Raw genomic sequence first — 25,410 nt, 5'->3', positions numbered from 1 at the left:
AGAGAACGGGAGGTCGGTCGGTGACCGTCACAGCATCAGCTCCGATCGGCGGCGCGGGTTGATCCGCTCCCGCCAGGCTCCGGCGAGACCGGCGATGGCGAGCGTGGGGACGATGATGAACAGCCCCGGGAAGAGGGTCGGCCACCACTGCCCTGCGAGCAGAGATCCCCTGGCGTCCTGGATGAGGTTGCCGAGGCTGGCCATGTGGGTGGGCAGACCGAGCCCGAGGAAGGACAGGGCGGATTCGTGCCACATGGCGTGCGGCACCATCAGCACGGCGGCCAGCGCCGCCTGCGGCAGCACCGCGGGCAGCAGATGCCGTACCGCCACCCGCCACCGGGACGCGCCCCCGGAGACGGCGGCGTCGATGTAGGGGCACGAGCGCAGCGACAGCACCTCGGCGCGCACGATCCGGGCGGTGGACAGCCAGTGGGTGAGCGCGACCGAGACCACCACCGGCCAGAGCCCGGGCCGGAACATGGCCACGATGAAGATGCCCAGCAGCAGGTGCGGCACGGAGGCGACCGTGTCGACCACCCGCATGACGCCCCGGTCGACCCAGCCGCCCAGTGCTCCGGCGGTCGCCCCGACGGCCGTGCCGATCACGGTGGCCGTCAGGGCGGCTGCGACGCCCACGAGCAGGGAGACTCTCAGGCCGTAGACGCAGCGCAGCAGCAGGTCCCGTCCGAGGTCGTCGGTGCCGAAGGGGTGCGACCAGCTGGGGGGCAGCAACTTCGCGCCCAGATCGACGGCTTGCTGGTCGAGTTGCACCAGCGGCGGGACGAGGAGGACGGCGACGACGATGACGCCGGTCAGGGCCACCGAGACGCGCACCCGCACGGTCCTGGTGGAGCGGCGGTTCGTGCCGTGCGACCGCCAGGCGGGCTCGGCCGCAGGTTCACATGTCACTGAACTTCACCCTCGGGTCGAAGAGGCCGTAGAGCAGGTCGGCAAAAAGGTTTCCGACGAGCACCGCGGCGGTGGCCAGGGTCGTCAGGGCGGCGAGCAGCGGGAAATCGACGGCGGTGGCCGCCTGAACGGTGGCCGCCGCGATGCCGGGCCAGCTGAAGACGCTCTCCACCAGCAGGGCGCCGGTGATGAGTTCGGGCACCCGGGAGCCGACCAGCGTGAAAACCGGCAGCAGCCCGGAGCGCAGGGCGTGGCCGAGCAGCACGGTGCGCTCGCTCAACCCCCTGGCCCGCGCGCCGCGTACGGGATCCTCAGCGAGCGCGTCACCGACGCCCTGACGGACGTACAAGGTGAACCAGGGCAGCTGGGAGACTGCGAGCACCCCGGCCGGCAGCACGAGATGACTTGCCACCTCGGAGGGCGTGACCTGCTCGCTCGCGGTGTCGGTGAGACCGCCGGCCGGGAGTACGCCCAGCTGGAGGGCGAACAGCCAGACGGCCAGCAGGGCGAGCCAAAAGACGGGCGCCGCCTCCAGCGAGTACGCCACGGAAGTGATCAACCGGTCGAGGACGGAACCGGGGCGGCGGGCCGCCAGCACCCCGAGCACCGTGCCCGCAAGCACCGCCACCACGAACGCGACCGCGCACAACAGGCTCGACCAGACCAGGCGTTCGCCGATGACCTGGGCGACCGGCTGCCGCATCACGCTGGACTGACCGAGGTCACCGCCGAGCGCGGCAGTCAGCCAGTGCCACCAGCGGGAGGTGAACGGCTGGTCCACGCCCAGGTTCTCCCGCAGCCGCTCCAGAGTTTCAGCGTCGGCGCCGAGGGCGGCCGTGCCGGCGTACGCCTTGACCGGATCGAAAGGGGAGGCCGCGGCGATCGCGAAGACGCCGAAGGTCACGACGAGGAGGACGGGGGCGGCGAACAGCAGCCGCCGCCCCGTCAGCCGTGCCATCGCTCCCCAAGGGAGTCGGTTCACTTCTTCGGCTGCCAGGCTTCGAGGTTCCACCACGGACCGGAGGCGAAGCCGTGCTCGTGCGGCTCGACCTGCGTGCTCAACCCCGTCCAGCGGTCGGCGAGGACGTAGACATGGTCGATGTGGGTGAGGAAGGTGTAGCCGGGGTTCTTCACCAGCTCCTGCTGCAGGGTGTCGTACGCAGCCTTGCGGGTCGCCTGGTCCGAGCTGCGCCGGCCGGTGTCGAGTGCCTTGTCCACGATCGCATCGTTGTAGCGGCCCATGTTGTTGAAGCCGTCGCCGGCGAGGGAGGAGTGCAGCAGGGTGTACAGGCCGTAGTCGGGGTCACCGTTGCTGCCGAAGCCGGCCAGGACCGCGTCGTTCTTCATCCGCGGCTCGATGACCTCCCAGGTGCCCGTCTCCACCTTCACCTCGATGCCGGCCTTCTTGGCGTCGGAGGCGTAGGCGAGGGCGTGGTCCTGGCGGACCTTGTCACCGGACGGGTAGAGCAGGGTGAAGGAGGCCCGCCGCCCGTCCTTGACGCGGATGCCGCCTGCGCCAACCTTCCAACCCGCACGGTCCAGGATCTTCCGGGCTTTGGCGAGGTCCTGCCCCCGCTCGATGCCCTTGGCGAACCAGGGGTCGTCGACGGGCAGCGGCCCGTAGGCCGGACGCCCGGCCCCGTCGAGGATCTTGTCGACCATGGCCTTGCGGTCCACGGCGGCATCGAGAGCCCGGCGGATGGCGCGGTCGCCGGTGACCTTGTTCTCCTGCGGGAGGGTGACCGTGCGGAAGTCGTACGTCTTCGCGTCGTACGTCTTCTTCGCCTTGTCGTTCTTGAAGGTGGCGGCGAGGTTGGGCGGCAGGATCGCGCCGTCGAGGTCGCCGGAGCGCAGCCGGGTGGCGCGCACGTTGTCGTCCCTGATGACCGCCATGGTCACCTTCTTGACCTTCGGCGCGCCGCCCCAGTAGTCGGGGTTGGCCTTGAAGGTGAGCTTCTCCCCCTTGCTCCAGGAGGCGAGGACGTACGGGCCGGTGCCGACCGGCTTGGTGTTGAACGGGCCGGTGTTGGGGTCCTGCCCCTTGGCCACGTGCTCGGGGACGATGGGCAGCACCGTGCGCCCGGCGAAGGGCGCGTAGGGGTACTTGAGGGTGAAGACCACCTTGTCGGCACCCTTCGCCCGCACGTCCTTGATGGCGTCCAGCTCGCTGCGGGAGGTGTTGTTGGTCTTCGCGTCGAGGACTGTTTCGTACGTGAAGACGACATCGGCCGGGGCCAGCGGCTCGCCGTCGCTGAACTTCACACCGTCGCGCAAGGTGTAGGTGTAGGTCAGACCGTCGGCGGAGACCTCCGGCAGCGCCTTCGCCAGCGCCGGTCTGAGGTTCAGATCGGCGTCCCTGGCCAGCAGGCCGTCGAAGATCTTCGAGTTGCCGTCCTTGCCGTAACCGAGCAGCGGACTGAGCGTGTCCGGCTCAGAGGCCACCCCGATCACGACGGAGTCCGCCGCGTCACCACTGCCCGTGCTGCTGCCGGGAGCCGAGCAGGCGGCAACACCAGTGAGTATCGCCGCCGTCGCAGCGGCTGTCCGTATCCGTCGGACCGTCATGCACCCCACACCCTTATTGATGACTGAAAGCTGTTGCATATTAATTGCAACTAGCGATACCCAGGTCGGATGGTGGGCAGTCGGCCGCTCGCATCGATCCCGTCATGGGGCAATGCCTTCCGCTGACGCACCAGCTGACGGCGGCGCGGCGCAACGCAACCGAGGCCGGCCGTCAATGCGGCGGCACCGTCATGCGGGGAATGTCGGCGGGGGAGAGGTCGGGGCGGGCACGGTACAGGCGCGCGGGGTGGCGCCACCGGCCGGAGGCATCGCGGGCGACGTCGACGCCGACTTCCACCACCAGCTCGGGTTCCACCAGCGTGACGTCCAGCGCCTCCCGGCTGCCCCACCCAGCGGAGAACGACCAGCCCGTCCACGGATAACCGCGCCGGGCCGGGGCGAGCAGCCCGGCGACCGTGCTACCCGCCGCCCGGGCGAGGGTGGTGGTGCGGCCCGTGTACTGCAGGCGGCCGTCGTCGTCGTACCTGCCGAGCAGCAGACTGCGGGGAGCGGACAAAGGGCCGGTGACCGCGCCGACGATCGCCTCGGTGGTCTCCCGCACTTACTGGTGAAGCAGCAGTATTCGAGAGCTGCGCTATTCACTGCTGGGGCAGAGCCACCCATCGCGTGCCGGTGGCCGAACTCGCTGCCGACGGAGGCCTGGTGCACGGCCTTTGAGGAGGCGAGGGGTGTCGGCCAACTCTGATCACTGACGTTCGGCGCGGCGTGCTCCTGCACTAGGGTGCTCGCTGCGCCGAGCCCTGGGGAGATCATGAAAACCGCCGACGAGTCACCGACGTCGATCAGTACCCTGTTGAAGATTGCTAGTTTCCGGCGATTCGTGTCGGCCAATCTCATCTCGGCCACAGGGTCTGCGATGGCCCCTCTTGCCCTGGCCTACGCTCTCATTGAGCAAGGCGGTGGAGCGGGCTCTCTCGGTGTGGTGCTTGCCACGACCACCGTTCCCACGATCGTGTTCCTGCTCGCGGGCGGCTTGTTCGCGGACCGCCTGTCCCGCAGCCGGCTCCTCTTCATAGGGAATCTGCTGGCCGCTGGCGCGCAGGGTGCGCTGGCCGTCACCGTGGCGACCGGCCGTGCGACGACAGTGTCGATCGCAGCATGCGGTTTCGTCTCGGGGACGGCGGCGTCGTTCATCGTGCCCGCTGCGCAGGGCGCTGTTGCGCAGATCGTTCCGGAGCAGCAACTGCAGCAGGCCAACGCGCTGCTTAGGCTCCCGAGCAACGCGGTCAAGGTGCTGGGTCCGGTCGTCGGCGGTGTCATCGTCGCCGCCAGCGGTGCGGCATGGGCACTGGCTTGGGATGCGTTCACGTTCGCCGCCGCGGCTGTCCTGCTTCTTGGCCTGCGTCTGGATGCCCCGCTCGTTGCACCGGGCGGTGTGCTGAGCGACCTGCGGGCGGGCTGGGCGGGTTTTTGGTCGCGTACCTGGTTGTGGACCTACACGGCCGTCGGCACGGTCCTGGTCGCTGCATGGCTGGCGGGTTTCCAGCTTCTCGGCCCGCTCGTGGCCGCAGCACAGTACGCCGGAGCCCGCGACTGGGGCCTGATCCAGGCGGCCTTCACCTGTGGTCTGCTTGTGGGAACCCTCGTCTGCCTGCGCTGGAAACCGTACCGACTGCTCACGGTCGCGGTCGTCGCGGCCGGTGCTCTCGCGCTCCCCTTGGCCGCCATGGCCTGCACGGTGCCGCTGTCTCTCGTCCTGCTGGCCACGATACTTGCAGGGGTCGGGCTCGATGTCGCGATCGTCGCCTGGACCACTGCGTTCCAACAACGTGTGCCTCAGGCGGAACAGGGCCGCATGAGCGCCTTCAACGGCGTTGGGGAACGCCTCGCCATCCCCCTGGGCTACCTCATCACCGCTCTTGCTGCCCACTCATGGAGCAGCCAGGCAGTGCTGTTGACCTGTGCAGGAATGATCGCTGCCGCTACCGTTCTGAACCTCTGCGTGCCGGATGTGTACCGCATCAACCGCCTGACACCAGACGATCAACCGACAGTCGCAAACGATCACCGCACGGTAGAGCAGGCGTAGCGGCCACCAAGACAGCGCCGGGCTCATGCCGTCCGGGATGCGAACTGTCCGACACACCAGCGTGAAGCCGCCCGCGGTGTGCGCCTGTGCCCTTATGTGACCTCACGCGCGAGCAGAATGGCGACCGGCCAGATAGTCGTACCAGTTCTCGCCGGCCATGGCTGCGAAGCGTTCCGCGGTTCTCGGCTGGATGCCGATCAAGTCGGAGAGCACGACGGGTGGCAGGTCGGCGAGCGCCTCCATCATGGCCGTGTTCCGGGCTGCGCGGGCGGGCAGGCCGTAGCGCTTGAGTTTGTCGGACAGTCCCGCAGGGTTTCGGGGGCGCCCGGGAGCTCGGCCCGGCAGCAGGTACCTGGTGGCTTCGTTGCCGTGCCGGGATGCGTCTTCGAGGTGGTCGTCGATGAGGCGGGCGAGCTTCGGTGGCAGGACGACGGGGTGGCGGATGATCGTCAGGTAGGTGTGATCTGCGTCGTGGTGGAGGTGGTCGGCGGTGAGTTCGACGATGCGGGTCAGAGGGAGGGCGTAGAGGCGGATGAGGGCTGCGGCGATGCGAACGTCCGACGGAAGCGTGGGGTCGTTCAGGCACCGGCGTAGTTCCTCGTAGTGCTCTTCTTCGATCTGGAACTGGCCGGGGAGTTGGGAGGGCGGGTGTTCGATGGTCAGGCCGACCCGGGTGAGGTGGCGGGCGCCGGCCCAGCGGATGAAAGGGATGGAGCGGGCTCGCAGGGCGGGCCTGGAGATTGCCCAGACGTCCAGGTCTTCCTGTGTGAGGCTCTGGAGGGTGTGTTGCTGGGTGTCCAGCCAGGTGAGGAAGTCGATGGCGGCGCGGATGTTGGCGCAGTCGCCCTTGTGGGCGGTGTAGGTGTAGCGGCCGCGCGCAGAGCGCCGGCGGGCGTCGCGGATGATGTGCCACTCGGCGAACGGACGGATCAAGGTCGCCTGATGTCCTGGCAGCTTGGCCAGGGTGCGGGCCGTCCAGTTGATGAGCAGGGCGAGGTTCTCATCGCGTGGCGGAAGCATGCCTGCGGTGGTGAGCAGGCTACGGACGTAGGTGGTGGCGTGTCCTTGGGGCAGCGCGTCCAGGGCCGCGTGGTCGAGTTCGTCGGGCGCGGTTACCAGCTGCCCAGGAGGCGCGCGGCGGGGCTTCGGCGCAGCCAGGCCAGGACGGGGTAGGGGTTGGAAGCGTCGCTGAGTACATCGGCGAGCGGCCGCAGGGAGGCATCGAGGGTGCTTCCGTCGCGTGAGAGCAGGCGGGTCACCTTGGCGAGCAGGGTGCAGCGTGGACAGCGGCGTCCCGGCAGGAGGTCAGCCGGCTGCTGGCAGGACGAGCAGTAATCGGGCCGCTCGTCGGGGAAGGAGCACGCCTTACAGATCCGGCCGCCGTCCGGGGTGCGGCCCACGAGAATGCGCTGCCGGCCGCACATCGTGCACGATTCCGGCTGCGTCAGAGCAGCCCGGTAGCACAAGGGGCAGACGGCCCCTACCGGCCAGAACACGCCCACCTTCCGCTCCTGGCCGCACAATGCGCACACGTGCAGCCGCCGCTTGCGGGCCTCGCGTGGGACGCACCCATCGCAGCGGAACGGTCCATTGCCGTGGTCGATGTGGTGGCCGCGACGGATCCGCCCGCATACGGTGCAGAGCTTCTCCGGCCGCACGTAGCAGCGGTAGCAGATGTCGTGAGCCTCGCCTTTGGCCCGCACCCTGATGGGCGCCACCTGCTCGCAGATGCCGCACCGGCGCAGGGCTCGCGTAGCAGGTCCCGCAGACGGGCCCGTCGGCGGTCAGCGCGTTCGCCCTCCGTCGGCGGCCACAGCGGCAGCACGTCTGGAGCTTCTTGGGGGCGCAGGTCTGGCACAGGTATGTGCCGTCGGGCAGGTGCCGGGCGGGAATCATCATCCGGCGGCAGCTGACGCACTCCTTGCGCGAGCCCGGCTCCTTCTCCTTGCACACTTGGCAGATCCGTCCGTCCGGACGACGTGCCACTGCCTTCGCGAGCTTGCCGCACCGCGCGCACGGAACCGCCAGGCGCCGGCTGGAGCAGCCGTGGCACAGCCGCCCTTCGGGACCGGCGTACATCGGCAACGGGTCCGTCCGCCCGCAGTCAGCGCAGGGCACCAGGCCCACGTTCTCGCCGTGGCCGCCGGCGATCAGCAGTGCGATCAGCCGTACCCCGCAGGGCGGGCAGTCCGGCGTCGGCGCACTCAGCGCGTCGGGTCTGGACGCGAGGTAGCGCAGCAGGCGGAAGGCGTTCGCACCGCTCCATGCCCGCGCCTTCTCGACGAACTCCTGCGCCTGCTCCATGCCGAGGGACTCTCCGACGGCCAGGTTCAGCAGGACGATGATCCGGTCACGGGCCCCGGCCAGGTCCTCGCGCAGCCGGATTTGGTCCGGGGTGAGGTACTTCCTCACGACGCCGTCCCCGGGCGCCGGATCTTGGTCCGGCGCTCCGTCAGCGACAGCGGTGCCTCCTCGCCGCCCGCGGTCTTCTTCACCTGCGCGTTGACGACCGTCGGCTTGATGAGGTCGTTTGGGGTACAGCCGAAGATGTCGCACAGCGCGACCAGGGTGTCCATGCTCATCCGCTGCGGGGGCTGCGTCACCAGCCGGTAGACCTGCTCACGTGACAGGCTCACCCCACGCTCCGCGAGCAGCGGCACGAGGTCTGAGGTGTGGAACATCTCCTGCTCGGCCATGATTGCCGCAGCCGCCACTCGTAGCCCATTTTTTTGATCATGTCAGGTCCCAGTCGTCGCCGAGCCGGCGCTTCAGTGAAGCCTCCAGCAGGTGGTTGCGGTACTCGTCGGAGACACCCATGTATATGGCTGTTGTCGAGCCATGGGAGTGGCCGACCTGCTCCTGCACGAACCGCGCGGGGTAGCCGAACTCCGTCAGGTGCGTGATGTAGCTGTGGCGAAGGCAGTGCAGATCGAGGGCTGCATCCAGACCGGCTGCGTCCCGAGCTGTGGTGAAGGCTTCGTTGATCGAGCGCGGCGACATCCGCCCGGCCCGCTCGGTCACCCACAATGCCGGATGCCGGCCCGGCGCCAGCCGGGGACGCACCTCATGCACCCACTCGTCCAGGACGTCGACCACCCAGTCCATCTCCGGCACCAGCAGCACGGTCCGCCGCTTCGGCGGCGCCCCCTTGGACGACTTCCCGTACCGCACCGCCAGCGAGCCGAACTGCCCGAACTGCGGGCTTTTCCGATGCCGTCGCAAGTCCACCAGGTCGACCATGGAGGACTCGGTGCGCCGGGTTCCGTAGGCGTAGATCGTCTTCAGCACCGCGGCGTCACGCAGCGCGGTCAGCGTCCCCTTCCGCCCGTGTCCGCGGATCTGGGCCGGCCGGGCATCGGCCGCGTCGAACAGGGCCTGGACCTCGTCGTAGGTCAGCGGCCGACGCCGAGGGTCGCCCTCGTACTCCAGCGTGTGCAGGACCGAGTTGGCTTCGTGGAAGACGACCTGAGGTGTCTGCCCGAACCGCTCCCGGCAGGTGTCCACCCATCCGTACCGGCGGTCCAGCAGGTACTCCACGAACAAGGTGATCGTCACCTCGTACGTCCGCGCCGTCGACATACGGATCGGATTGGCGCCGCTACGCAGGTGCGCGATGAACGCTTCGCCATCCGCTGGAGTCCATTGCCACGGGTACAGCCCCGTGAACACCTCGAACCGGTTGATCAGACGCAGCCGCGGTTCGATCGTCGAAGCCTTCAGGAACCGGGCGTGTTGCTGCCGGGCCCAGCCCTCCTTCATCGCCGTGAACACCGCTGATTCCGGAGCCAGGTGTACGACGTTCGGAGCGAGGAGGAGACGCGCCGAACCGGGTGCCTCAGCGACCATGGCGGTTGTTGTATCAAACGCATCAATGTTGCGTCCATCGCTACCGTCCTGGTCGCGGCTCCGCTGTGACGCCGACACGGCAAGGAAGTTGGGGGAGTGATCAGCGGAAACGGCGATTCTGGCGAGACGTACGATGTTGCATTAACTGCAATTCATCGCGTTTTGTACTTCCGCCACCCCCGCACCCCAAGCTCGTACACACTGTCCAACCGCTTGAAAAGCAGGCCCTCCATTCCGACCGACGCCCACGTCAGCCACTCGCGCACGGTGTCCGGGTCGGTGGTCGATGGGCACAGCGCCCACGGGGCGGACAGCCGGGGGCGGCGAACACGAACTCGAGCGCGGCCCTGCGCCGCTAGTACGGCCAACTGGTCGTGTCGGTTCCGGACAGCCTCAGCAGATCGAACGCGACAAAGTGAGCCGGCCACTCGCCTGCAGCCCGGGCCGCCCCGGCGCCGCGCCGCTGAAGCCGGTTCTGCAGGCGCTCGAACGCGAGGCGGCCCGCGGCGTCCCATACGACCAGCTCGCCGTCCAGCGCTGTGGCGTCAGGCAGCTGCACGGCCCCGGCCACGATCTCCGGAAACGAGGTGCCATCTCGGTGCCGCGCCTCGAACGCAGCACCGCCCGGCCCGCTTCCACGGAGATCAGGGCCCTGAACCCGTCCTTCTCCAGACTGCGAGGTGTCTCATGAGACACCGGCGGCTGAGCTGCCTCTCTTACCGCCAAGTCATTGGCTCGGCTTGCACTGGCGGTCGTGCCCCGCTGGTCAGCAGACTGTCAGCACGGACCATCGGTGCCCGGAAGGCGAGAACCCTTGCTGCTTGCGACTGGCAGTGTCGTCATTTGCCTATGGCTGTTCCTCTTTACGTGGGTCGGCTGGCGGCGGCGCAGGTATGGCGGTGGCGGAGCATCCACTGCTGAGGCGTGGGGCGAGCTCTTCCATCCGTCACAGCGACACGTGCAACAGGAGCGGGAACGCCAACTTGTTCTCCGGGACGACGCCGAATCCGGTGCACCCCCCAGCTCTGTTGACCTCGACTCCGGCAAGGCAGTTATCCGCCCCGTGCAGGGCGCCACGAGCAGGTACGACGCGCCGTAACGGTTCCCTATCCGCCCGTGCTCGACTGCCAGGAGTTCTCGGGTACCTCCAGCCACGTGCATCCGCTGAGTCCGCAGAAGTTGGTCGTCCTACCGGACTGTCTGCCCAGCACCAGCATGCCGAGTCCACGCCCTGGCGGCCGACGGCCGATCACAGGTCGAGGTGGTCTGCTTGCCGACCACCTCCACAGGAGCGTGAGCTCGGAACGTATTTCTACTCCAGCAGCTTTTTCCTGGTGCAGTAACTTGCCAACGCCCGCCCCCTGGGAACGATCAGCTGCCGTAGCGTAGGACAACCGGAGGATCATCCATGCCCCGAGAGGCGCCGTACCTCGCAGTAGCCGACGTACTGCGCGCACGGATCCTCTCGGGAGAGTGGGAGATCGGGGAGCGCCTGCCGTCCCGGGCACGACTCGCCGTGGAGTACGGGGTCGGACGCAACGTCATGCAGAGGGCCATGGACCGTCTGATCATCGATGGTCTTCTCGAAGGACGCGCCGGCTCGGGCACCTACGTCCGCACGCCGCGAGAGCGCCTGCGGCTGATCCGTTCGCGGCACCGCGAACGCCGGGAGGGCTCCCGGTGTTGGCCCGACAGGAGGGAGCGGGGCAGGGCCGACGCCTGGGATTCACACAGTCAGGTGCGCGTCCCCGCCCCCGAGCCAATCGCTGAGCGGCTCGCCATCAGCCCTGGGGATCTCTGTGTCAATACGCATTACGAGTTCCTCGCCGATGGGCAACCCGTCCAGCTTTCCGAATCCTGGGAGCCGATGGCTATCACGGATGGAACGCCGATTGTGCTGCCCGAAATGGGTCCCCTAGCAGGAAAAGGGGTGGTCGAACGTATGCGTTCCATTGGCGTGGTCATCTCGACAGTGGTTGAGGTGCCGCGCCCGGCTCGTGCCACCCAGGTGCAGGCGAACCTGCTGGGGATCAGCCTGGGGGACCTCGTGCTACAGATCGAGCGGACCATCTTCGACACGGACGGACGCCCGGTGGAAACGGCCGACATGGTCATTCCGGACGTGCGCCGGGAAGTGGTCTACGAGTTCGGAGTCGACCGTCCGTAGTCGTTGAATCCATGAAACAGACATCGGAAATTCGACAGTAGGGTATGCCATGCCAAAATCTTCCCGGCTCGGCCTCTTGCATAATCAGGACTTCGGGCGATTGTTTGTTGCCACTGCGCTCGGTCAGTTGGGCGACCGCATCATCGTTCTGGCCTTGCCTCTGGTTGCCATCGCGGCATTGCATGCCGACGAGTTCCAAGTGGGCTTACTGGCCGCGATGACTTCGGCAGGATCGCTCCTGGTCGGGTTGCCGGCTGGTGCATGGGTGGATCGAATGCGGAAGCGATCGGTGATGATCAGCACTGATCTCGCTCGCGCGCTGTTCCTCTTGACGGTTCCGGTGGCGTGGTGGGCGGGTCTTCTCACCATCTGGTGGGTATATGCAGTCGCCTTGGTTCACGGAGTGCTGACTGTCTTCTTCGATGTTGCATACGTCAGCTATCTCCCGCACTTGGTGGGACGCGGCAATCTGGTGGAAGGAAACTCAAAACTTTCGGCCATACGCTCGGTGACCAGTATCAGCGGGCCGACGGTGGCAGGGCCGCTGGTCGGCCTGGTCGGAGCTCCTGCAACGCTTTTGGCGAGTTCAGTCGGGATGGCTATGTCGGGACTGATCGCGATCACCATCCGGAAACGCGAACGTAAGCCTGAGTCGAGTGATCACCCTCAATTGGCCCGAGAGATCAAGGAGGGGCTGAAGTTCGTCATCAAGTCCCCTACCTTACGTGCGATCATGCTGGGGGATGCGATATTCAACCTCTTCCTGGTTATGTATCAGGCCATGTTGCTGGTCTTTTTGGAGCGGGAGATTGGCCTCCAATCCGTTGGTATCGGCCTCATTTTCTCGGGAATGGGTTGCGGTGCCTTGTTGGGCGCACTGTTGGCAACCAGGGTCTCCAAGCGGGTCGGGCAAGGTACGGTCATCTGGCTCGCATCGCTGGTTACCTGTCCGTTGACCGCGCTCATGCCGTTGGCGCAAGCGGGTTGGAGCGTGTATGTGGCTGCGATCGGACTCGCGACTCTTTCAATGGGGGGAGTCGTCCGCGTGGTGACTCAGTCAAGCATCCAGCAGGCCCTGACACCGGATCGGCTTCTGGGCCGGATGAGCGCAACAGCTCGGTTTGTTTCCTGGGGTGGCATACCTCTCGGTGGGCTTTTGGGTGGAGCCTTGGGCTCCGTTTTCGGAGCGGCAGGCACTTTGTGGATTGGTGCAGCAGGTATGACGCTGAGTGTCCTTCCCAACCTTCTGTCACCGCTTCGAACCATGCGCACGTTGCCCACGGAGAAGGCCCCTGAGTTCGCGCGTTGAGGTGTGGCTAATGGCTGACAAACAAGCGCGTACGACCTGTAGGGCCAAGGGGTCTTCACTCAGTAATGAAGTGAGTGCGGTCGAGGGGGATGATGACGGCTGATTGTTTGGTGGCTTGCTTGCGCAGGGCTGTGTTCTCCGCGAGTAAGACGGCGATGACGGTAGCGGCTGCGTCAACCTGGTCCTGGAGTTGCTGTCGCTCTTGCCGGTTGTTCTTGAGTTGGCGGCGAAGGTCAGCGATCTCCTGCGCTTGCCGTTGGCCGTGGAGACTTGCCGGGCTTCGGCCGGTATGGCCGTCCCAGTCAGCAAGCACGTCGGTGGCGCGGTTCATGGTGGCTCGGCTGACGTCGGCCTCCCGCCAGAGGTTGTTCTTTGTCAGCTTGCCGTCGGTACGGGCCGGTCGGCCGGTGAAAAGTCGCTCCATAGCTTCTCGTAGAGCCTTCTCCGCCCGCGCAGAGACCCTGAGCTGAGGGGCCTCGCTCATACGCCGTCTGCCTTCCTGAGCGCGAGTTCGACGTCACGGATCTGTTCGTCGATGGCAGCTCGGCGGTTCGGGGGCAGCCGTGGCTGGTCACGGAGCCGGCTCAGCGAATCGTGCTCGGCCTTCCAGATCGGTAGGTGTTCGGGGGCGATGATGCTGTTGCTGCAGCGTGCGGGCTGGCAGCGGTCGATGAGTGGCCCTCGGTGCCCCGGGGGCACGATGGCATCTTCCAGGCACTTCGCGCCGACGGGGTTGTTCTCGTCCATGGTGCAGTGGTTGAGCTTTCCGAACCGGATCGACAGGTGGGTGCGTTTGAGCAGGCCGTGTTCGACGCGAATGTCCCCTCGCTGGGCCTTTCCGTTCGCTCGGAGGGCTTCGGCCTTCTCTCGGACGGCAGCGAAGGCCGAACGCATCTGGTCAGCGCCGGGCCCGAAGCCGATAGCCTCGCCGCGGCTGTCGGCGTCGAAGAGATCCCTCAGCCGTTGGAACCGACGTTCGGCGATGGCGGTGGTGAGGAGACGGGCCCAGGAGGGGTCGTGATCCATGTAGCCCTGGGTCCAGCGGTTGGCCAGGGCGCGGGTGGCTGCGTGCTTGAGCTGCATCCCGACGGCGATTTCCGAGCCGGGATAGTCGCGGGTGAGCATGGCCATGGTCCGGCGGAACATGTGCGGAGTGACCTTGCTGGAAGGGATCTCGGTAAGGCCGGTGCTTCTCCGGTGACGGTTGACGTGCTTGATGAAGCGTGTGATGGCGGTCTGGCTCGTGAAGCCGCTGCCGTGGAAGCGCGGGGTGACCGCCGCGAAGGCGAGGGTATCGCTCGTCGACAGGTGTATGGCGGTTTCGATGGCCTGGGCGACTGGTGTGATGATCCACCAGTGGGCGGTGGGCAGGTCGGGATCGAGCTTGCGTTTGACCGACTTCACTGCCGGGGTGCCGAAGTACTCGGTGAGGGCATCTTTGGTGATCTCACGGATCTCGCAGTCACGCATCATCGACAGCGCGGCGACGAAGACGTAGCAGGCGTTGCGCAGGGCCAGGCACTCGACCGCGAGTTCGCGGGGCTGGAGACTGTCGTGCCAGGGGCCGCAACTGTCGTCCGGCCTGGACACCTCGCGCAGTCCGTCGATCAGGCTGGTGCGGATGCGGCCCTCCGTAATGAGCCGTTCGGCAGCGGCTCGGCGGGCCAGGCCGGCGCGGTTCTGCTTGGTGAAGAAGGCCATCTTGCGGGACTCGAACCCGATCAGAAAGGTCAACAGCTGCCAGTTCACGGTTGTTCTCCCCGTGAGCTGGTGCACTGGGACCTTGTTGCTGGGATCGGCGAGCCAGGCGGTGAAGCGGGTGTCGGCCTCGGCCGTGGAAAGGGGGCGGGCTTCGGCCTGGAGACGGCGCCAGTGATCGAGTGCTCGCATGATGTCGGGGCCGAAGTCGTTGATGTAGGTCCATGCAGCGCGGACGAGCGGGAACCATGTCTCCGGCCGGATCACCGGGGTTTTCAGTTCGGGGACGGTGGGGTGGTTGACGACGGCGTTCGTGCTGGTGTCGGGCCAGGGATCGCGCGTCAGCCCGCTGCTGGCCAGTGTTCCCCGGAAGCGGTGCAGGGTCTTGATCACGTGGACGTGTCCGGTGGCGCTGGCCGCTTCGCCCTGCTTGCAGCGGTGTTCGATGTAGGTCTTGAAGTCGTCGTCGCTCCAGTCGCCGACCCATGGGGGAAGCTGCCGGGAGACGCCGTAGGTGTGCAGGGCTCGCAGGTGCCCGATGCGCTGGGAGACCGTGTGCGGTGCCACCGGGTCGGGTGGCAGATGCAGCCCGCGGGCGAGTACAGCCGGGTGGCGCGGGTTGAACCAGATCATGGCCATCTCCCGGGCCAGGAGATTCCACTGAGGATCCAGCTCGCGGAAGATCACGCGGAAGCCGGCGGAAGCCAGGTTCGGGGCCCTGCGGACGATGCCGTTCAGGTCCCAGCAGCCGATGCTGCCGAACAGTGGCGGACAGGCGCCTTCCATGAGCGGGTGGGACTGGATGACGGGCTCGTCGTCCCGGAAGACCGAGACGGGCAGGGCGAGCGGCAGGCGGCTGGTCATGCGTCGAACTCCACGTGTGCCGAGAGGGGAAGAGGCAAGGCCGCCGTGCCTTCGGCGATCTGGCGGCGGGCCTGAGCGATCTCTGCGTCGGTGCGGGCCTTGATCGCTTCGATGGCGTTGACGCGGCTCTGTCCCCAGAGCGTGTGGAAGAGCTGAGGCGACAGCCGCAGCTGGAGGCGCTCGAGATGGTCGGAGAAGAGCAGAAGCTGGGGCAGGTTCGAGGGCAGCACGAACGCGTTGCGGCATTCAAGGCAGCGAGTGGGGGCGACCGGGCAGAGCTGGCCGGCGCGTCCGTAGGGAGAGGCGAAGGGGTCCCTGCAGTTGGAGACGCCCATGTCGAGCTGCCCGGTGCGAAGCTGTTCGACCTCCTCCTCCGACAGCCCCAGGGCGGCCGCAGAACCCGGCTGGCCCAGTGACTTCTCGGCTTCCTCGCCCAGCACGACGGGACCGGCCACCGCTTTGTCGAGCCACCGCGTCTGCGCTGCGGTGACCACGCTGCCAGCGATCACCGTCAAGGTCGTGCCGTGCGCGTAATGGCGGTGGAAGGTCTGGACCGAGTGGTCGTCGGCGATGTCGCTGACGCGGCCCTTGAAGGCGATGGCCTTCTCAACCTTGCTGGACTTGCGCAGGCGCCGGATGTCCGGCTGGCCGTCGACTGACAACCCTCGCTCCCGCAGCCAGCCGGCGAAGGTCGACGTCCGGTCGAGCCTGGCCGGTGTGACCTGCGGCCAGAACATTGCCGCCCGCAGGAACAGCGGGACAGGCAAGATGCCGAACCGCTCGGCCAGCGGCCTGTTCAGTTCCAGCAGCCGACGGCAGATCTCCCCGGCGTCGAGCCGGGGCCGGGCCGGGTGCAGCAGAGCCGGGCTCGCCGGTGCCGGTGTACTGAACGCCTGGCGCATTCGGGCGCGGGCCCGGCCCTTGCTGAAGTCGATGGTCACGCTGGAGGAGCCGAACTCGATGTCGTGCTCGGTAAGCGCTGCCACTTCCTCCGGGGCCCGGCCAGTGGCTGCCATCAGCAAGATCCGGTAAGCCTGCAGATCGGAGTTGTGCAGGAACAGTTGCCTCACCAGGCCCCTGACGACTGCGGCCTTCGCGGCGACCGGGGATGTGCCAGCCGGTACCAGTTGCCGCAGGCTCGGCGGCATGTCCCGCCAGGATGGCAGGGCCTTGCTGATCTCCGTGCAGTTCAGGGCATTGTGGGCGATCGCCCAAAGGAGGTTGGCCTCCTCGGTCCAGCCGCACTCGCGTGGATCGCGGCCGCGGGCCGCGAGGTCCCAGCCGCGGGCGAGGCGCCTCTCAATGTCCAAGCGGGCGGTCCAGGCGGCCTGGACGATCTTCTTCCTGTCGGCCCGGGAGAACTCGTCCAGCTCAGTGGTCTCCCCGCGGCGCAATCCCAGGGCGCCTTCGAGCCAGCCGTGCAAGTGCCCAGCGACGACACGCTCGGTGTGGAGCGACCGTCGTCCGATCAGTGTCCTCAGCCGACCCGCGTGCCAGGCCGGACTTCGCGAGCCGGGCCTGTGCCGGGATGGCAGCAGACGGACCCATTCCGTCACCGCGTGGTGCAGGTCCGGGTCGGTGCCCGCCAGACTCGCCCGGTGAGGCCGCGGGACGGTGGCATCGACATGCGTGCAGAACGCCTCGATCGTCTGCCGGTAGTGCGTCGCCGAGGTCGGCCCGTAACGGGCGTCCTCCACCAACTCCACCCACTCGTCCGCGAGTTCCCCAGCCAGCTTCGCGCAGGTGAAGCGTGCCGGATCGAATGTCACCGTCCGATGGCGGCCCTGACCATCGACCGTCGACACCTCGCGAACACCGACCCGTGACGGGGCCGCAGGGCGAGGAACAGAAGTGGGGAAATTACGGGTGTAATGGCCGCGTCGGGGCATGGCCGGCGTCCTCCAAGTCCATCAGGCTGCGGGCGATGGCGATGTAGGAGGCGCCGCCGGCGGCCGTCCACTCGCGGAAGGCGTCATCGACCTCCCGCATCGGGTCCTTCAGGTAGCGGATGTAGCGGTAGGTGGTCGACGGGTGTGCGTGGCCAAGGCGGCGCTGCACCACCAGCAGCGGATTGCCGGTCATGTGGTCCAGCAGCGTGGACATCGGCAGCCCCTGATCCTCCGCGTCGTTCAGGGCCTCGCGCGTCAGGAAGATCAAAAGCCGCAAGGCGAAGGTGTGCCGAAGGTCGTGATAGACCCAGCACCGCCTGGGCAGCACCGGCGCATTCCGGTCGCCGGCCCACGCCTTCAACCGATCCCAAGCCCTCCACCGGATCTTGTCCCAAGCCGAAAAGGTGAGCATCCTGCCGCCCTGACCGATGAACAGCGCCAACGGGTCCAGACCGCCACCGGTCTCCCACGCCGCCAGACGTCGCAGATCCGACTTCATGTTCTTGATGGTCCGCGTGATCGTCAGGCCGTCCAGCACTCCCCGGACCCTCGTGCCGTCGGCCTCCAGCCGCTGGATCACGAACAGCTCTCGGTGCCGCCGGCGAAGCGAGTGCTGAGCCTTCTCCACGATCTCCGGACGTTCGAGCAACAGGTAGGCATCGAGCAGTTCCATCGGGTCCGGCCCGACATAGACCGAACGCGGCCGTCCGAACTTGGCGCAAGCCTTCAGTTCGACGTCCACGAACGCCGGCCGCTGGCCATCCAGCAAACCGAGCTCGGGCAGGAGCAAAGTGGACCACTCCTGGATCCGCATCCCCGTCATCAGCGCCAGTTCGCAGGCGGCCCGATTCCGGTGGGGCCGCCAGCCCCGGAACGAGACATCCAGCCCGGCATCCGGAGCCAGTCCTCCAAATCCGACGTCCCGCAGGTAGAGGTACTGGTCAAGCTCCATGTGCCGAACGCGCAGGTCAGGGCGGATTCTGCTGGCGAGGTTGTCACGCTGCGGTGTCGCCCGCCAGGGCTGCCGGGCGACGACACCGATCCGGATCAGATACCTGTAAAGAGACTCGATGGCAGCCCAGTCCCGGTCCCATGCGGCGTCACCGACCACCTCCTCCGCCTCGTCCTGCCGCCACAGACGAAACTCCCGAAGGTCTGTCTCCGTGGCCGACTGCAGATCCGCCTCCCGGGCCAGCAGGAAGTGCAGCAGCATCAGCACCGAGTACGCGTACGACCGCATCGTCTTCGCGTCCTTGCGTTCCAGTGCCAGTGATCGGAACCACGACGACACCGGCTCGACCGGGCGCATCGCCTCATCCAGCAGAATCGGCGTACCCGAAGGCACCAGACGCCGGGCGAACAGAGCTGACAGCTCTGCCTGACTCAATCCAGCGACCTGGCCGACCTTCCAGACCTTCCGCTGGTCGGTGAAGAACAACTGCACGTGACCCCACAGGCATGCGTCACCACTCTGGCAACGGTGCAGTCTCTCGGTGCCGGTCGGAGGTGTGCTGGGAGATGCCGCGATGTCACTCGGATGAGACAACTTCAAATGTCTGGAGAACCGTCCCACTTGGGTTCGCTGGCCCACCCCGGCCGCAGAGCAGGATCAGGCACGGGGGTGGCCAGCATCGGCTCCGGCAGCGTCCATGTCACGTGCCATGCCTTCCCCCACAGGTCATTGGCCGCCCGGGTGACTTGCCATGGCCGGACTGCGATGTGTCGGCTTCATGTCGGTGAGCTGGTGGCAGTGACGGTAGGTCAGGTGGGTCGTGTTCTTGTAGGTCTCTGGCTTGTGGCGGTGGCTGGCCGCTGACACGAGGTGGTGCTTTGTGCCGTGGCGGCTGACGTGGGGCGGTACATCCACAGGTGGCTCACTGTCATGACGGCGGTACATCGCATCTCCGGCGCAGACCTCCTCTACTGGCGACGCAAGGCCGAACAGTGGCGCTCCATCGCCGAGAACGCCCCAGACGACGCAACCGCCGACTACCTCCACACCGTCTTCGAGCCCACCGCCAAGGCCATCAAAGGACTCGAGCAGGCGTTGGCCGCCCTCGGCATCCTCGACGAAGCCCTCACCCTGGACCTGCGGCGCCCCCAGGACTACTTCCACCGCACCTGGAGCACCGCCTTCCGCGCCCGAGACCTCGCCGCGCTGCAGGCATCCGGCCCGGATGCCACAGGGAAGCCATGAGTACGTCCCGCACCGACGCGGCCGTCCGGGCCCGCCGCCACGCCACGCAGGAGATGCTCGAACGCCTCCAGGCTGCCCTGGCGGCCGCGGCACGCGACCATATGCCTGTCACCGTCGCAGCCCTTGCCCGTACCGCCCGCGTCTCACGTACCTTCCTCTATCAAAACCAGCAGGCCAGAGCCCTGATCGAACAGGCGACCCGCACAAGCGGATCCCATCCCGGAGTCTCCAACAGCGCCAGCCGCGCACAGCCCGCCTGGAAGGAACGTGCGCTCAACGCCGAAGACGCACTCACCCAAGCCCAGCGCGAAATCCGCACCCAGCGCACCCGCATCGCAGAACTCCTCGGCAAGATCCGCGACCTCGAACACGATCTCCCCGAAGGCTCACTTCAGCGCATCGTCACGGAGAACACCACACTGAAGCAGCACGTACGACAACTCACCCTGAACCGCCCCGGTTCGAATAGAGACTCGATTTCATGAAAGGATCGAGTCATGGCACGACCTTCCCGTTACCCGCTTGAGCTCCGCCGTCGTGCGGTGCGCATGGTCGCCGAGGTGCGCGACGACTACCCGAACGAGACGGCCGCCCTGCAGGCGGTCACCGACAAGCTCGGCATCGGCTCCCGCGAGACACTGCGGAACTGGCTGAAGCAGCAGGAGATCGACGCGGGGCAGCGTCCGGGGACGACGACGGAGGAATCGGTCCAGCTCAAGGCGCTGAAGAAGGAGATCGCCGAGCTGAAGCGGGCGAACGAGATCCTGAAGGCGGCGGCGAGTTTCTTCGCGGCCGAGCTCGACCGGCCACACCTGCGCTCGTAGCGTTCATCGACGAGCACCGGGACCGCTTCGGCGGGGTCGAGCCGATCTGCAGGACGCTCACCGAGCACGACTGCAAGATCGCCCCTTCCACCTACTACGCCTACAAGAAACGACTGGCCGCCCCGTCCGCTCGTACCGTGCGGGACACGGAACTCAAGGAGCTGATCCGGCAGGTCTACACCGACAACTACCGTGTCTACGGGGCACGGAAGATCTGGCGGGAACTGAACCGGCAGGGTCATGAGGTGGCCCGCTGCACCGTGGAGCGGCTGATGCGCGAGCTGGGCATCGCCGGCGCCGTCCGCGGCAAGAAGGTCATCACTACGGTCCCGGACCAGCAAGCCGGGCGGGCACCGGACCGGGTGGACCGCGACTTCGTCGCCACGGCACCGAACCGCTGCTGGGTCGCGGATTTCACGCACGTGGCGACCTGGGCCGGGGTGGTCTACGTCGCCTTCGTCGTGGACACCTTCTCCCGCCGTATCGTCGGCTGGTCCGCCGCGACGTCGAAGGAGACCCAGCTCGTCCTGGACGCTCTGGAGATGGCGCTGTGGCAGCGCGACCGCGATGAACGCCCCCACATTCGGGGCGAGTTGATACACCACAGCGATGCGGGCAGCCAATACACCAGTTTCAAGCTGGCCGAACACCTCGACGCGGCCGGCATCGCGGCCTCGATCGGCTCCGTCGGCGACGCCTACGACAATGCCCTGATGGAGAGCACGATCGGCCTGTTCAAAACCGAGTTGATCAAGCCACAGCGACCCTGGAAGACACTCTCCCAGGTCGAGCTGGCCACCGCCGAGTGGGTCGACTGGTACTGCCACCGACGCCTGCACGGTGAGATAGGCCACGTCCCACCCGTTGAGTACGAGACCAACTACTACACGGAACTCACGAAACCACAGGTCACACCCACAATCTGAGATCTCTACCGAACCCGGGGCGGTTCACCCAGGACAACCAGCAGATCCAAGAACGACTGACCAGCGCCCGCCAGAACAACCGCTTCATGGACAAACGCATCGCCGACCTCGAAGCCCAACTCGCTCCGTACCTCACCACCCCGCCCCCGCGTCCCTGACCCAGCCTCGGATCGTTGCCAAACGAGAGGGACCTTGCCGACGACCGTCAGATCCAGTCGATGCCCAGCATCCGCAGTGCGTCGAGCTGGTCCTGGGTTAGCTTGTCGCGCCTCTGCTTGGTGTTGGATACCCATACGCCCAGTTTCACAGCCACCGGCTCCGCCTCGCCGTCGACCGCGATCTCTTCGCTGTGCCCGCGCGGTACCGGCCGCTGGCCCTCTCGTTCCACCCACTGTGCGAGGGCCGCAAGTCCGCGCTGGAATGCCTGCTGTGCCTTGGCCGTGCCCTTCGTCGCGCGGGTGGCCGCCGGGGCCGGAGATGGCGGCTGGATGGGCTTCAAGCCCAGCTGGGCCAGCCGTTCCTGTTGCTCGGGGAGGAGCTGCGCCCAGGTGCTCGCCTCGCGTTGCCGTGCGAGCCATCGTCCGATGTCGTCGCCGTCCATGAGTACGCCGGGTGCGATGTCGGGCAGGCTGCCGTCGGCGTCGATCAGGTCCGCGAGGATGCGGTAGTGGCGTCAGGTGCTGCGTACTTTGATACATGGCAGTGGTTTAACCTTAGCAATACGTAACTGAACGAAGTACAGGCAAACATAACGTATTGCTAAGGTTAAACCACTGCCATGTATCAAAGTACGCAGCACCTGGTGTGACCTGTGGTTTCGTGAGTTCCGTGTAGTAGTTGGTCTCGTACTCAACGGGTGGGACGTGGCCTATCTCACCGTGCAGGCGTCGGTGGCGGTACCAGTCGACCCACTCGGCGGTGGCCAGCTCGACCTGGGAGAGTGTCTTCCAGGGTCGCTGTGGCTTGATCAACTCGGTTTTGAACAGGCCGATCGTGCTCTCCATCAGGGCGTTGTCGTAGGCGTCGCCGACGGAGCCGATCGAGGCCGCGATGCCGGCCGCGTCGAGGTGTTCGGCCAGCTTGAAACTGGTGTATTGGCTGCCCGCATCGCTGTGGTGTATCAACTCGCCCCGAATGTGGGGGCGTTCATCGCGGTCGCGCTGCCACAGCGCCATCTCCAGAGCGTCCAGGACGAGCTGGGTCTCCTTCGACGTCGCGGCGGACCAGCCGACGATACGGCGGGAGAAGGTGTCCACGACGAAGGCGACGTAGACCACCCCGGCCCAGGTCGCCACGTGCGTGAAATCCGCGACCCAGCAGCGGTTCGGTGCCGTGGCGACGAAGTCGCGGTCCACCCGGTCCGGTGCCCGCCCGGCTTGCTGGTCCGGGACCGTAGTGATGACCTTCTTTGCCGCGGACGGCGCCGGCGATGCCCAGCTCGCGCATCAGCCGCTCCACGGTGCAGCGGGCCACCTCATGACCCTGCCGGTTCAGTTCCCGCCAGATCTTCCGTGCCCCGTAGACACGGTAGTTGTCGGTGTAGACCTGCCGGATCAGCTCCTTGAGTTCCGTGTCCCGCACGGTACGAGCGGACGGGGCGGCCAAGTCGTTTCTTGTAGGCGTAGTAGGTGGAAGGGGCGATCTTGCAGTCGTGCTCGGTGAGCGTCCTGCAGATCGGCTCGACCCCGCCGAAGCGGTCCCGGTGCTCGTCGATGAACGCTACGAGCGCAGGTGTGGCCGGTCGAGCTCGGCCGCGAAGAAACTCGCCGCCGCCTTCAGGATCTCGTTCGCCCGCTTCAGCTCGGCGATCTCCTTCTTCAGCGCCTTGAGCTGGACCGATTCCTCCGTCGTCGTCCCCGGACGCTGCCCCGCGTCGATCTCCCGCCGCTTCAGCCAGTTCCGCAGTGTCTCGCGGGAGCCGATGCCGAGCTTGTCGGTGACCGCCTGCAGGGCGGCCGTCTCGTTCGGGTAGTCGTCGCGCACCTCGGCGACCATGCGCACCGCACGACGGCGGAGCTCAAGCGGGTAACGGGAAGGTCGTGCCGATGACTCGATCCTTTCATGAAATCGACTCTATTCGAACCGGGGCGGTTCAGGGTGAGTTGTCGTACGTGCTGCTTCAGTGTGGTGTTCTCCGTGACGATGCGCTGAAGTCGAGCCTTCGGGGAGATCGTGTTCGAGGTCGCGGATCTTGCCGAGGAGTTCTGCGATGCGGGTGCGCTGGGTGCGGATTTCGCGCTGGGCTTGGGTGAGTGCGTCTTCGGCGTCGAGCGCACGTTCCTTCCAGGCGGGCTGTGCGCGGCAGGCGCTGTTGGAGAACTCCGGGATGGGATCCGCTTGTGCGGGTCGCCCGTCCCATCAGGGCTCTGGCCTGCTGGTTTTGATAGAGGAAGGTACGTGAGACGCGTGGCTGGTACGGGCAAGGGCTGCGACGGTGACAGGCATATGGTCGCGTGCCGCGGCCGCCAGGGCAGCCTGGAGGCGTTGCGAGCATCTCCTGCGTGGCGTGGCGGCGGGCCCGGACGGCCGCGTCGGTGCCGGGGCGTACTCATGGCTTCCCTGTGGCATCCGGGCCGGATGCCTGCAGCGCGCGGCGAGGTCTCGGGCGCGGAAGGCGGTGCTCCAGGTGCGGTGGAAGTAGTCCTGGGGGCCCCGCAGGTCCAGGGTGAGGGCTTCGTCGAGGATGCCGAGGGCGGCCAACGCCTGCTCGAGTCCTTTGATGGCCTTGGCGGTGGGCTCGAAGACGGTGTGGAGGTAGTCGGCGGTTGCGTCGTCTGGGGCGTTCTCGGCGATGGAGCGCCACTGTTCGGCCTTGCGTCGCCAGTAGAGGAGGTCTGCGCCGGAGATGCGATGTACCGCCGTCATGACAGTGAGCACCGCCTGTCGGTGTCCCGCCCCACGTCAGCCGCCACGGCGCAAAAAGCACCACCTCGTGTCAGCGGCCAGCCGCCGACGCCACAAGCCAGAGACCTACAAGAACACGACCCACCTGACCTACCGTCACTGCCACCAGCTCACCGACATGAAGCCGACACATCGCAGTCCGGCCATGGCAAGTCACCCGGGCGGCCAATGACCTGTGGGGGAAGGCATGGCACGTGACATGGACGCTGCCGGAGCCGATGCTGGCCACCCCCGTGCCTGATCCTGCTCTGCGGCCGGGGTGGGCCAGCGAACCCCAAGTGGGACGGTTCTCCAGACATTTGAAGTTGTCTCATCCGAGTGACATCGCGGCATCTCCCAGCACACCTCCGACCGGCACCGAGAGACTGCACCGTTGCCAGAGTGGTGACGCATGCCTGTGGGTGGCGTCCAGCTGTTCTTCACCGACCAGCGGAAGGTCTGGAAGGTCGGCCAGGTCGCTGGATTGAGTCAGGCAGAGCTGTCAGCTCTGTTCGCCCGGCGTCTGGTGCCTTCGGGTACGCCGATACTGCTGGGATGAGGCGATGCGCCCGGTCGAGCCCGGTGTCGTCGTGGTTCCGATCACTGGCACTGGAACGCAAGGACGCGAAGACGATGCGGTCGTACGCGTACTCGGTGCTGATGCTGCTGCACTTCCTGCTGGCCCGGGAGGCGGATCTGCGGTCGGCCACGGCGACAGACCTCGGGAGTTTGCGTCTGTGGCGGCAGGGGCGGGGCGGAGGAGGTGGTCGGTGACGCCGCATGGGACCGGGACTGGGCTGCCATCGAGTCTCTTTACAGGTATCTGATCCGGATCGGTGTCGTCGCCCGGCAGCCCTGGCGGGCGACGCCGCAGCGTGACGACCTCGCCAGCAGAATCCGCCCTGACCTGCGCGTTCGGCACATGAGAGAACTTGACCCGTACCTCTACCTGCGGGACGTCGGATTTGGAGGACTGGCTCCGGATGCCGGGCTGGATGTCTCGTTCCGGGGCTGGCGGCCCCACCGGGACATCGGGCCGCCTGCGAACTGGCGCTGATGACGGGGATGCGGGTCCGGGAGTGGTCCACTTTGCTCCTGCCCGAGCTCGGTTTTCTCGATGGCCAAGCGGGCCGGCGTTCAGTGGACGTCGGAACCGAAGGCTTGCGCCAAGTTCGGACGGCCGCGTTCAGGTCTATGTCGGGCCGGACCCGATGGAACTGCTCGATGCCTGCCTGTTTGCTCGAACGTCCGGAGATCGTGGAGAAGGCTCAGCACTCGCTTCG

Annotated in this window: 22 protein-coding genes and 3 pseudogenes; 9 read left to right on the top strand and 16 right to left on the bottom strand. The window is 66.9% G+C overall.

Features of this window, described 5'->3' with window-relative positions:
- Positions 1–27: 27 nt before the first annotated feature.
- The 4 genes from QQY24_RS00245 to QQY24_RS00230 form a co-directional block, all read right to left on the bottom strand.
- Complete coding sequence (locus QQY24_RS00245; RefSeq protein ID WP_301970641.1) at positions 28–909, bottom strand: ABC transporter permease; 882 nt, start codon at positions 907–909, stop codon at positions 28–30.
- Positions 899–1,867 carry an ABC transporter permease gene (locus tag QQY24_RS00240; RefSeq protein WP_301970640.1) on the bottom strand — a complete coding sequence of 323 codons (969 nt, stop codon included), beginning with the start codon at positions 1,865–1,867 and terminating at the stop codon, positions 899–901. Before QQY24_RS00240 ends, QQY24_RS00245 begins: the two co-directional genes overlap by 11 nt.
- Before the next feature lie 20 nt (positions 1,868–1,887).
- Positions 1,888–3,474: an ABC transporter substrate-binding protein gene (locus QQY24_RS00235; RefSeq protein WP_301970639.1), complete on the bottom strand. Its 1,587-nt coding sequence runs from the start codon at positions 3,472–3,474 to the stop codon at positions 1,888–1,890.
- A 172-nt stretch (positions 3,475–3,646) separates the two neighbouring features.
- The gene (locus QQY24_RS00230) at positions 3,647–4,036 is read right to left on the bottom strand and encodes a hypothetical protein (protein WP_301970615.1); all 390 of its coding nucleotides are present in this window, start codon (positions 4,034–4,036) and stop codon (positions 3,647–3,649) included.
- 210 nt (positions 4,037–4,246) lie between these two features.
- On the opposite strand from QQY24_RS00230, the gene QQY24_RS00225 reads away from it, so the two are divergent.
- Positions 4,247–5,524 (top strand): MFS transporter, encoded by a 1,278-nt coding sequence (locus tag QQY24_RS00225; RefSeq protein WP_301970616.1) that lies wholly within the window; start codon positions 4,247–4,249, stop codon positions 5,522–5,524.
- Positions 5,525–5,626: 102 nt separating this feature from the next.
- Here the strand turns inward: QQY24_RS00225 and QQY24_RS00220 are convergent, their stop codons facing one another.
- From QQY24_RS00220 to QQY24_RS00200, 5 genes and pseudogenes are all read right to left on the bottom strand, one after another.
- The gene (locus QQY24_RS00220) at positions 5,627–6,544 is read right to left on the bottom strand and encodes a hypothetical protein (protein WP_301970638.1); all 918 of its coding nucleotides are present in this window, start codon (positions 6,542–6,544) and stop codon (positions 5,627–5,629) included.
- A 92-nt stretch (positions 6,545–6,636) separates the two neighbouring features.
- Positions 6,637–7,020, bottom strand: coding sequence for a hypothetical protein (locus QQY24_RS00215; protein WP_301970637.1), 384 nt, complete (start codon positions 7,018–7,020; stop codon positions 6,637–6,639).
- 912 nt (positions 7,021–7,932) lie between these two features.
- Positions 7,933–8,261 (bottom strand): annotated as a pseudogene (locus tag QQY24_RS00210) (helix-turn-helix domain-containing protein).
- The gene (locus QQY24_RS00205) at positions 8,258–9,370 is read right to left on the bottom strand and encodes a tyrosine-type recombinase/integrase (RefSeq protein WP_301970618.1); all 1,113 of its coding nucleotides are present in this window, start codon (positions 9,368–9,370) and stop codon (positions 8,258–8,260) included. Before QQY24_RS00205 ends, QQY24_RS00210 begins: the two are co-directional and overlap by 4 nt.
- A gap of 355 nt (positions 9,371–9,725) precedes the next feature.
- Entirely contained in the window at positions 9,726–9,929 is a 204-nt protein-coding gene (locus tag QQY24_RS00200; protein WP_301970619.1) for a hypothetical protein, read from the bottom strand.
- Positions 9,930–10,124: 195 nt separating this feature from the next.
- Between QQY24_RS00200 and QQY24_RS00195 the strand changes: the two genes are divergently transcribed.
- From QQY24_RS00195 to QQY24_RS00185, 3 genes are all read left to right on the top strand, one after another.
- Entirely contained in the window at positions 10,125–10,469 is a 345-nt protein-coding gene (locus QQY24_RS00195) for a DUF6191 domain-containing protein (protein WP_367657963.1), read from the top strand.
- A gap of 309 nt (positions 10,470–10,778) precedes the next feature.
- Positions 10,779–11,537 (top strand): GntR family transcriptional regulator, encoded by a 759-nt coding sequence (locus QQY24_RS00190; protein WP_301970636.1) that lies wholly within the window; start codon positions 10,779–10,781, stop codon positions 11,535–11,537.
- A gap of 49 nt (positions 11,538–11,586) precedes the next feature.
- A complete protein-coding gene (locus QQY24_RS00185) occupies positions 11,587–12,846 on the top strand; it encodes an MFS transporter (RefSeq protein WP_301970635.1) in 1,260 nt (419 codons plus the stop codon).
- Positions 12,847–12,901: 55 nt separating this feature from the next.
- Here the strand turns inward: QQY24_RS00185 and QQY24_RS00180 are convergent, their stop codons facing one another.
- The 4 genes from QQY24_RS00180 to QQY24_RS00165 are packed head-to-tail and all read right to left on the bottom strand — an operon-like array spanning position 12,902 to position 18,741.
- Positions 12,902–13,270: a hypothetical protein gene (locus QQY24_RS00180; protein ID WP_301970622.1), complete on the bottom strand. Its 369-nt coding sequence runs from the start codon at positions 13,268–13,270 to the stop codon at positions 12,902–12,904.
- A 56-nt stretch (positions 13,271–13,326) separates the two neighbouring features.
- Entirely contained in the window at positions 13,327–15,408 is a 2,082-nt protein-coding gene (locus QQY24_RS00175; protein WP_301970634.1) for a hypothetical protein, read from the bottom strand.
- A complete protein-coding gene (locus QQY24_RS00170; RefSeq protein ID WP_301970633.1) occupies positions 15,405–17,213 on the bottom strand; it encodes a hypothetical protein in 1,809 nt (602 codons plus the stop codon). Before QQY24_RS00170 ends, QQY24_RS00175 begins: the two co-directional genes overlap by 4 nt.
- A gap of 55 nt (positions 17,214–17,268) precedes the next feature.
- Positions 17,269–18,741 carry a site-specific integrase gene (locus QQY24_RS00165; RefSeq protein ID WP_301970632.1) on the bottom strand — a complete coding sequence of 491 codons (1,473 nt, stop codon included), beginning with the start codon at positions 18,739–18,741 and terminating at the stop codon, positions 17,269–17,271.
- 438 nt (positions 18,742–19,179) lie between these two features.
- On the opposite strand from QQY24_RS00165, the gene QQY24_RS00160 reads away from it, so the two are divergent.
- The 3 genes from QQY24_RS00160 to QQY24_RS00150 all read left to right on the top strand — a co-directional run bounded on the left by QQY24_RS00160 (position 19,180) and on the right by QQY24_RS00150 (position 21,244).
- Positions 19,180–19,494, top strand: a complete 315-nt coding sequence (locus QQY24_RS00160; RefSeq protein WP_301970631.1) for a hypothetical protein — start codon at positions 19,180–19,182, stop codon at positions 19,492–19,494.
- The gene (locus QQY24_RS00155) at positions 19,491–19,979 is read left to right on the top strand and encodes a DUF6262 family protein (protein WP_301970630.1); all 489 of its coding nucleotides are present in this window, start codon (positions 19,491–19,493) and stop codon (positions 19,977–19,979) included. The genes QQY24_RS00160 and QQY24_RS00155 overlap by 4 nt, the downstream gene beginning before the upstream one ends.
- A gap of 12 nt (positions 19,980–19,991) precedes the next feature.
- A protein-coding gene (locus QQY24_RS00150; RefSeq protein ID WP_301970629.1) for an IS3 family transposase occupies positions 19,992–21,244 on the top strand; the annotation gives its coding sequence in 2 pieces (ribosomal slippage) (positions 19,992–20,274 and positions 20,274–21,244; 1,254 coding nt in all).
- Between the two features lie 205 nt (positions 21,245–21,449).
- Here QQY24_RS00150 and QQY24_RS00145 read toward each other — a convergent pair.
- From QQY24_RS00145 to QQY24_RS00135, 3 genes and pseudogenes are all read right to left on the bottom strand, one after another.
- Positions 21,450–21,917 (bottom strand): annotated as a pseudogene (locus QQY24_RS00145) (helicase associated domain-containing protein); the annotation flags it as partial.
- A gap of 151 nt (positions 21,918–22,068) precedes the next feature.
- Positions 22,069–23,239 (bottom strand): annotated as a pseudogene (locus QQY24_RS00140) (IS3 family transposase); the annotation flags it as partial.
- Positions 23,240–23,602: 363 nt separating this feature from the next.
- Complete coding sequence (locus tag QQY24_RS00135; RefSeq protein WP_301970628.1) at positions 23,603–24,121, bottom strand: hypothetical protein; 519 nt, start codon at positions 24,119–24,121, stop codon at positions 23,603–23,605.
- A 561-nt stretch (positions 24,122–24,682) separates the two neighbouring features.
- Here QQY24_RS00135 and QQY24_RS00130 point away from each other — a divergent pair.
- Both QQY24_RS00130 and QQY24_RS00125 read left to right on the top strand, forming a co-directional pair.
- Positions 24,683–24,901, top strand: coding sequence for a hypothetical protein (locus tag QQY24_RS00130; protein WP_301970627.1), 219 nt, complete (start codon positions 24,683–24,685; stop codon positions 24,899–24,901).
- Positions 24,891–25,184 (top strand): hypothetical protein, encoded by a 294-nt coding sequence (locus QQY24_RS00125; RefSeq protein WP_301970626.1) that lies wholly within the window; start codon positions 24,891–24,893, stop codon positions 25,182–25,184. Before QQY24_RS00130 ends, QQY24_RS00125 begins: the two co-directional genes overlap by 11 nt.
- The last annotated feature ends 226 nt before the right edge of the window (positions 25,185–25,410 follow it).

This window comes from Streptomyces sp. TG1A-8 (assembly GCF_030499535.1).
GTDB lineage: Bacteria > Actinomycetota > Actinomycetes > Streptomycetales > Streptomycetaceae > Streptomyces.
The sequence above is the reverse complement of the archived record's forward strand: the minus strand, read 5'-3'. Positions and strand labels throughout refer to the sequence as shown.

Excerpts from the sequence above, each read along its gene's own strand:
- QQY24_RS00240 (WP_301970640.1), bottom strand. The coding sequence starts at position 1,867 with ATGGCACGGCTGACGGGGCGGCGGCTGCTGTTCGCCGCCCCCGTCCTC.
- QQY24_RS00235 (WP_301970639.1), bottom strand. The coding sequence starts at position 3,474 with ATGACGGTCCGACGGATACGGACAGCCGCTGCGACGGCGGCGATACTC.
- QQY24_RS00225 (WP_301970616.1), top strand. The coding sequence starts at position 4,247 with ATGAAAACCGCCGACGAGTCACCGACGTCGATCAGTACCCTGTTGAAG.
- QQY24_RS00220 (WP_301970638.1), bottom strand. The coding sequence starts at position 6,544 with ATGCTTCCGCCACGCGATGAGAACCTCGCCCTGCTCATCAACTGGACG.
- QQY24_RS00205 (WP_301970618.1), bottom strand. The coding sequence starts at position 9,370 with ATGGTCGCTGAGGCACCCGGTTCGGCGCGTCTCCTCCTCGCTCCGAAC.
- QQY24_RS00190 (WP_301970636.1), top strand. The coding sequence starts at position 10,779 with ATGCCCCGAGAGGCGCCGTACCTCGCAGTAGCCGACGTACTGCGCGCA.
- QQY24_RS00185 (WP_301970635.1), top strand. The coding sequence starts at position 11,587 with ATGCCAAAATCTTCCCGGCTCGGCCTCTTGCATAATCAGGACTTCGGG.
- QQY24_RS00180 (WP_301970622.1), bottom strand. The coding sequence starts at position 13,270 with ATGGAGCGACTTTTCACCGGCCGACCGGCCCGTACCGACGGCAAGCTG.
- QQY24_RS00175 (WP_301970634.1), bottom strand. The coding sequence starts at position 15,408 with ATGACCAGCCGCCTGCCGCTCGCCCTGCCCGTCTCGGTCTTCCGGGAC.
- QQY24_RS00160 (WP_301970631.1), top strand. The coding sequence starts at position 19,180 with ATGACGGCGGTACATCGCATCTCCGGCGCAGACCTCCTCTACTGGCGA.
- QQY24_RS00155 (WP_301970630.1), top strand. The coding sequence starts at position 19,491 with ATGAGTACGTCCCGCACCGACGCGGCCGTCCGGGCCCGCCGCCACGCC.
- QQY24_RS00130 (WP_301970627.1), top strand. The coding sequence starts at position 24,683 with ATGAGGCGATGCGCCCGGTCGAGCCCGGTGTCGTCGTGGTTCCGATCA.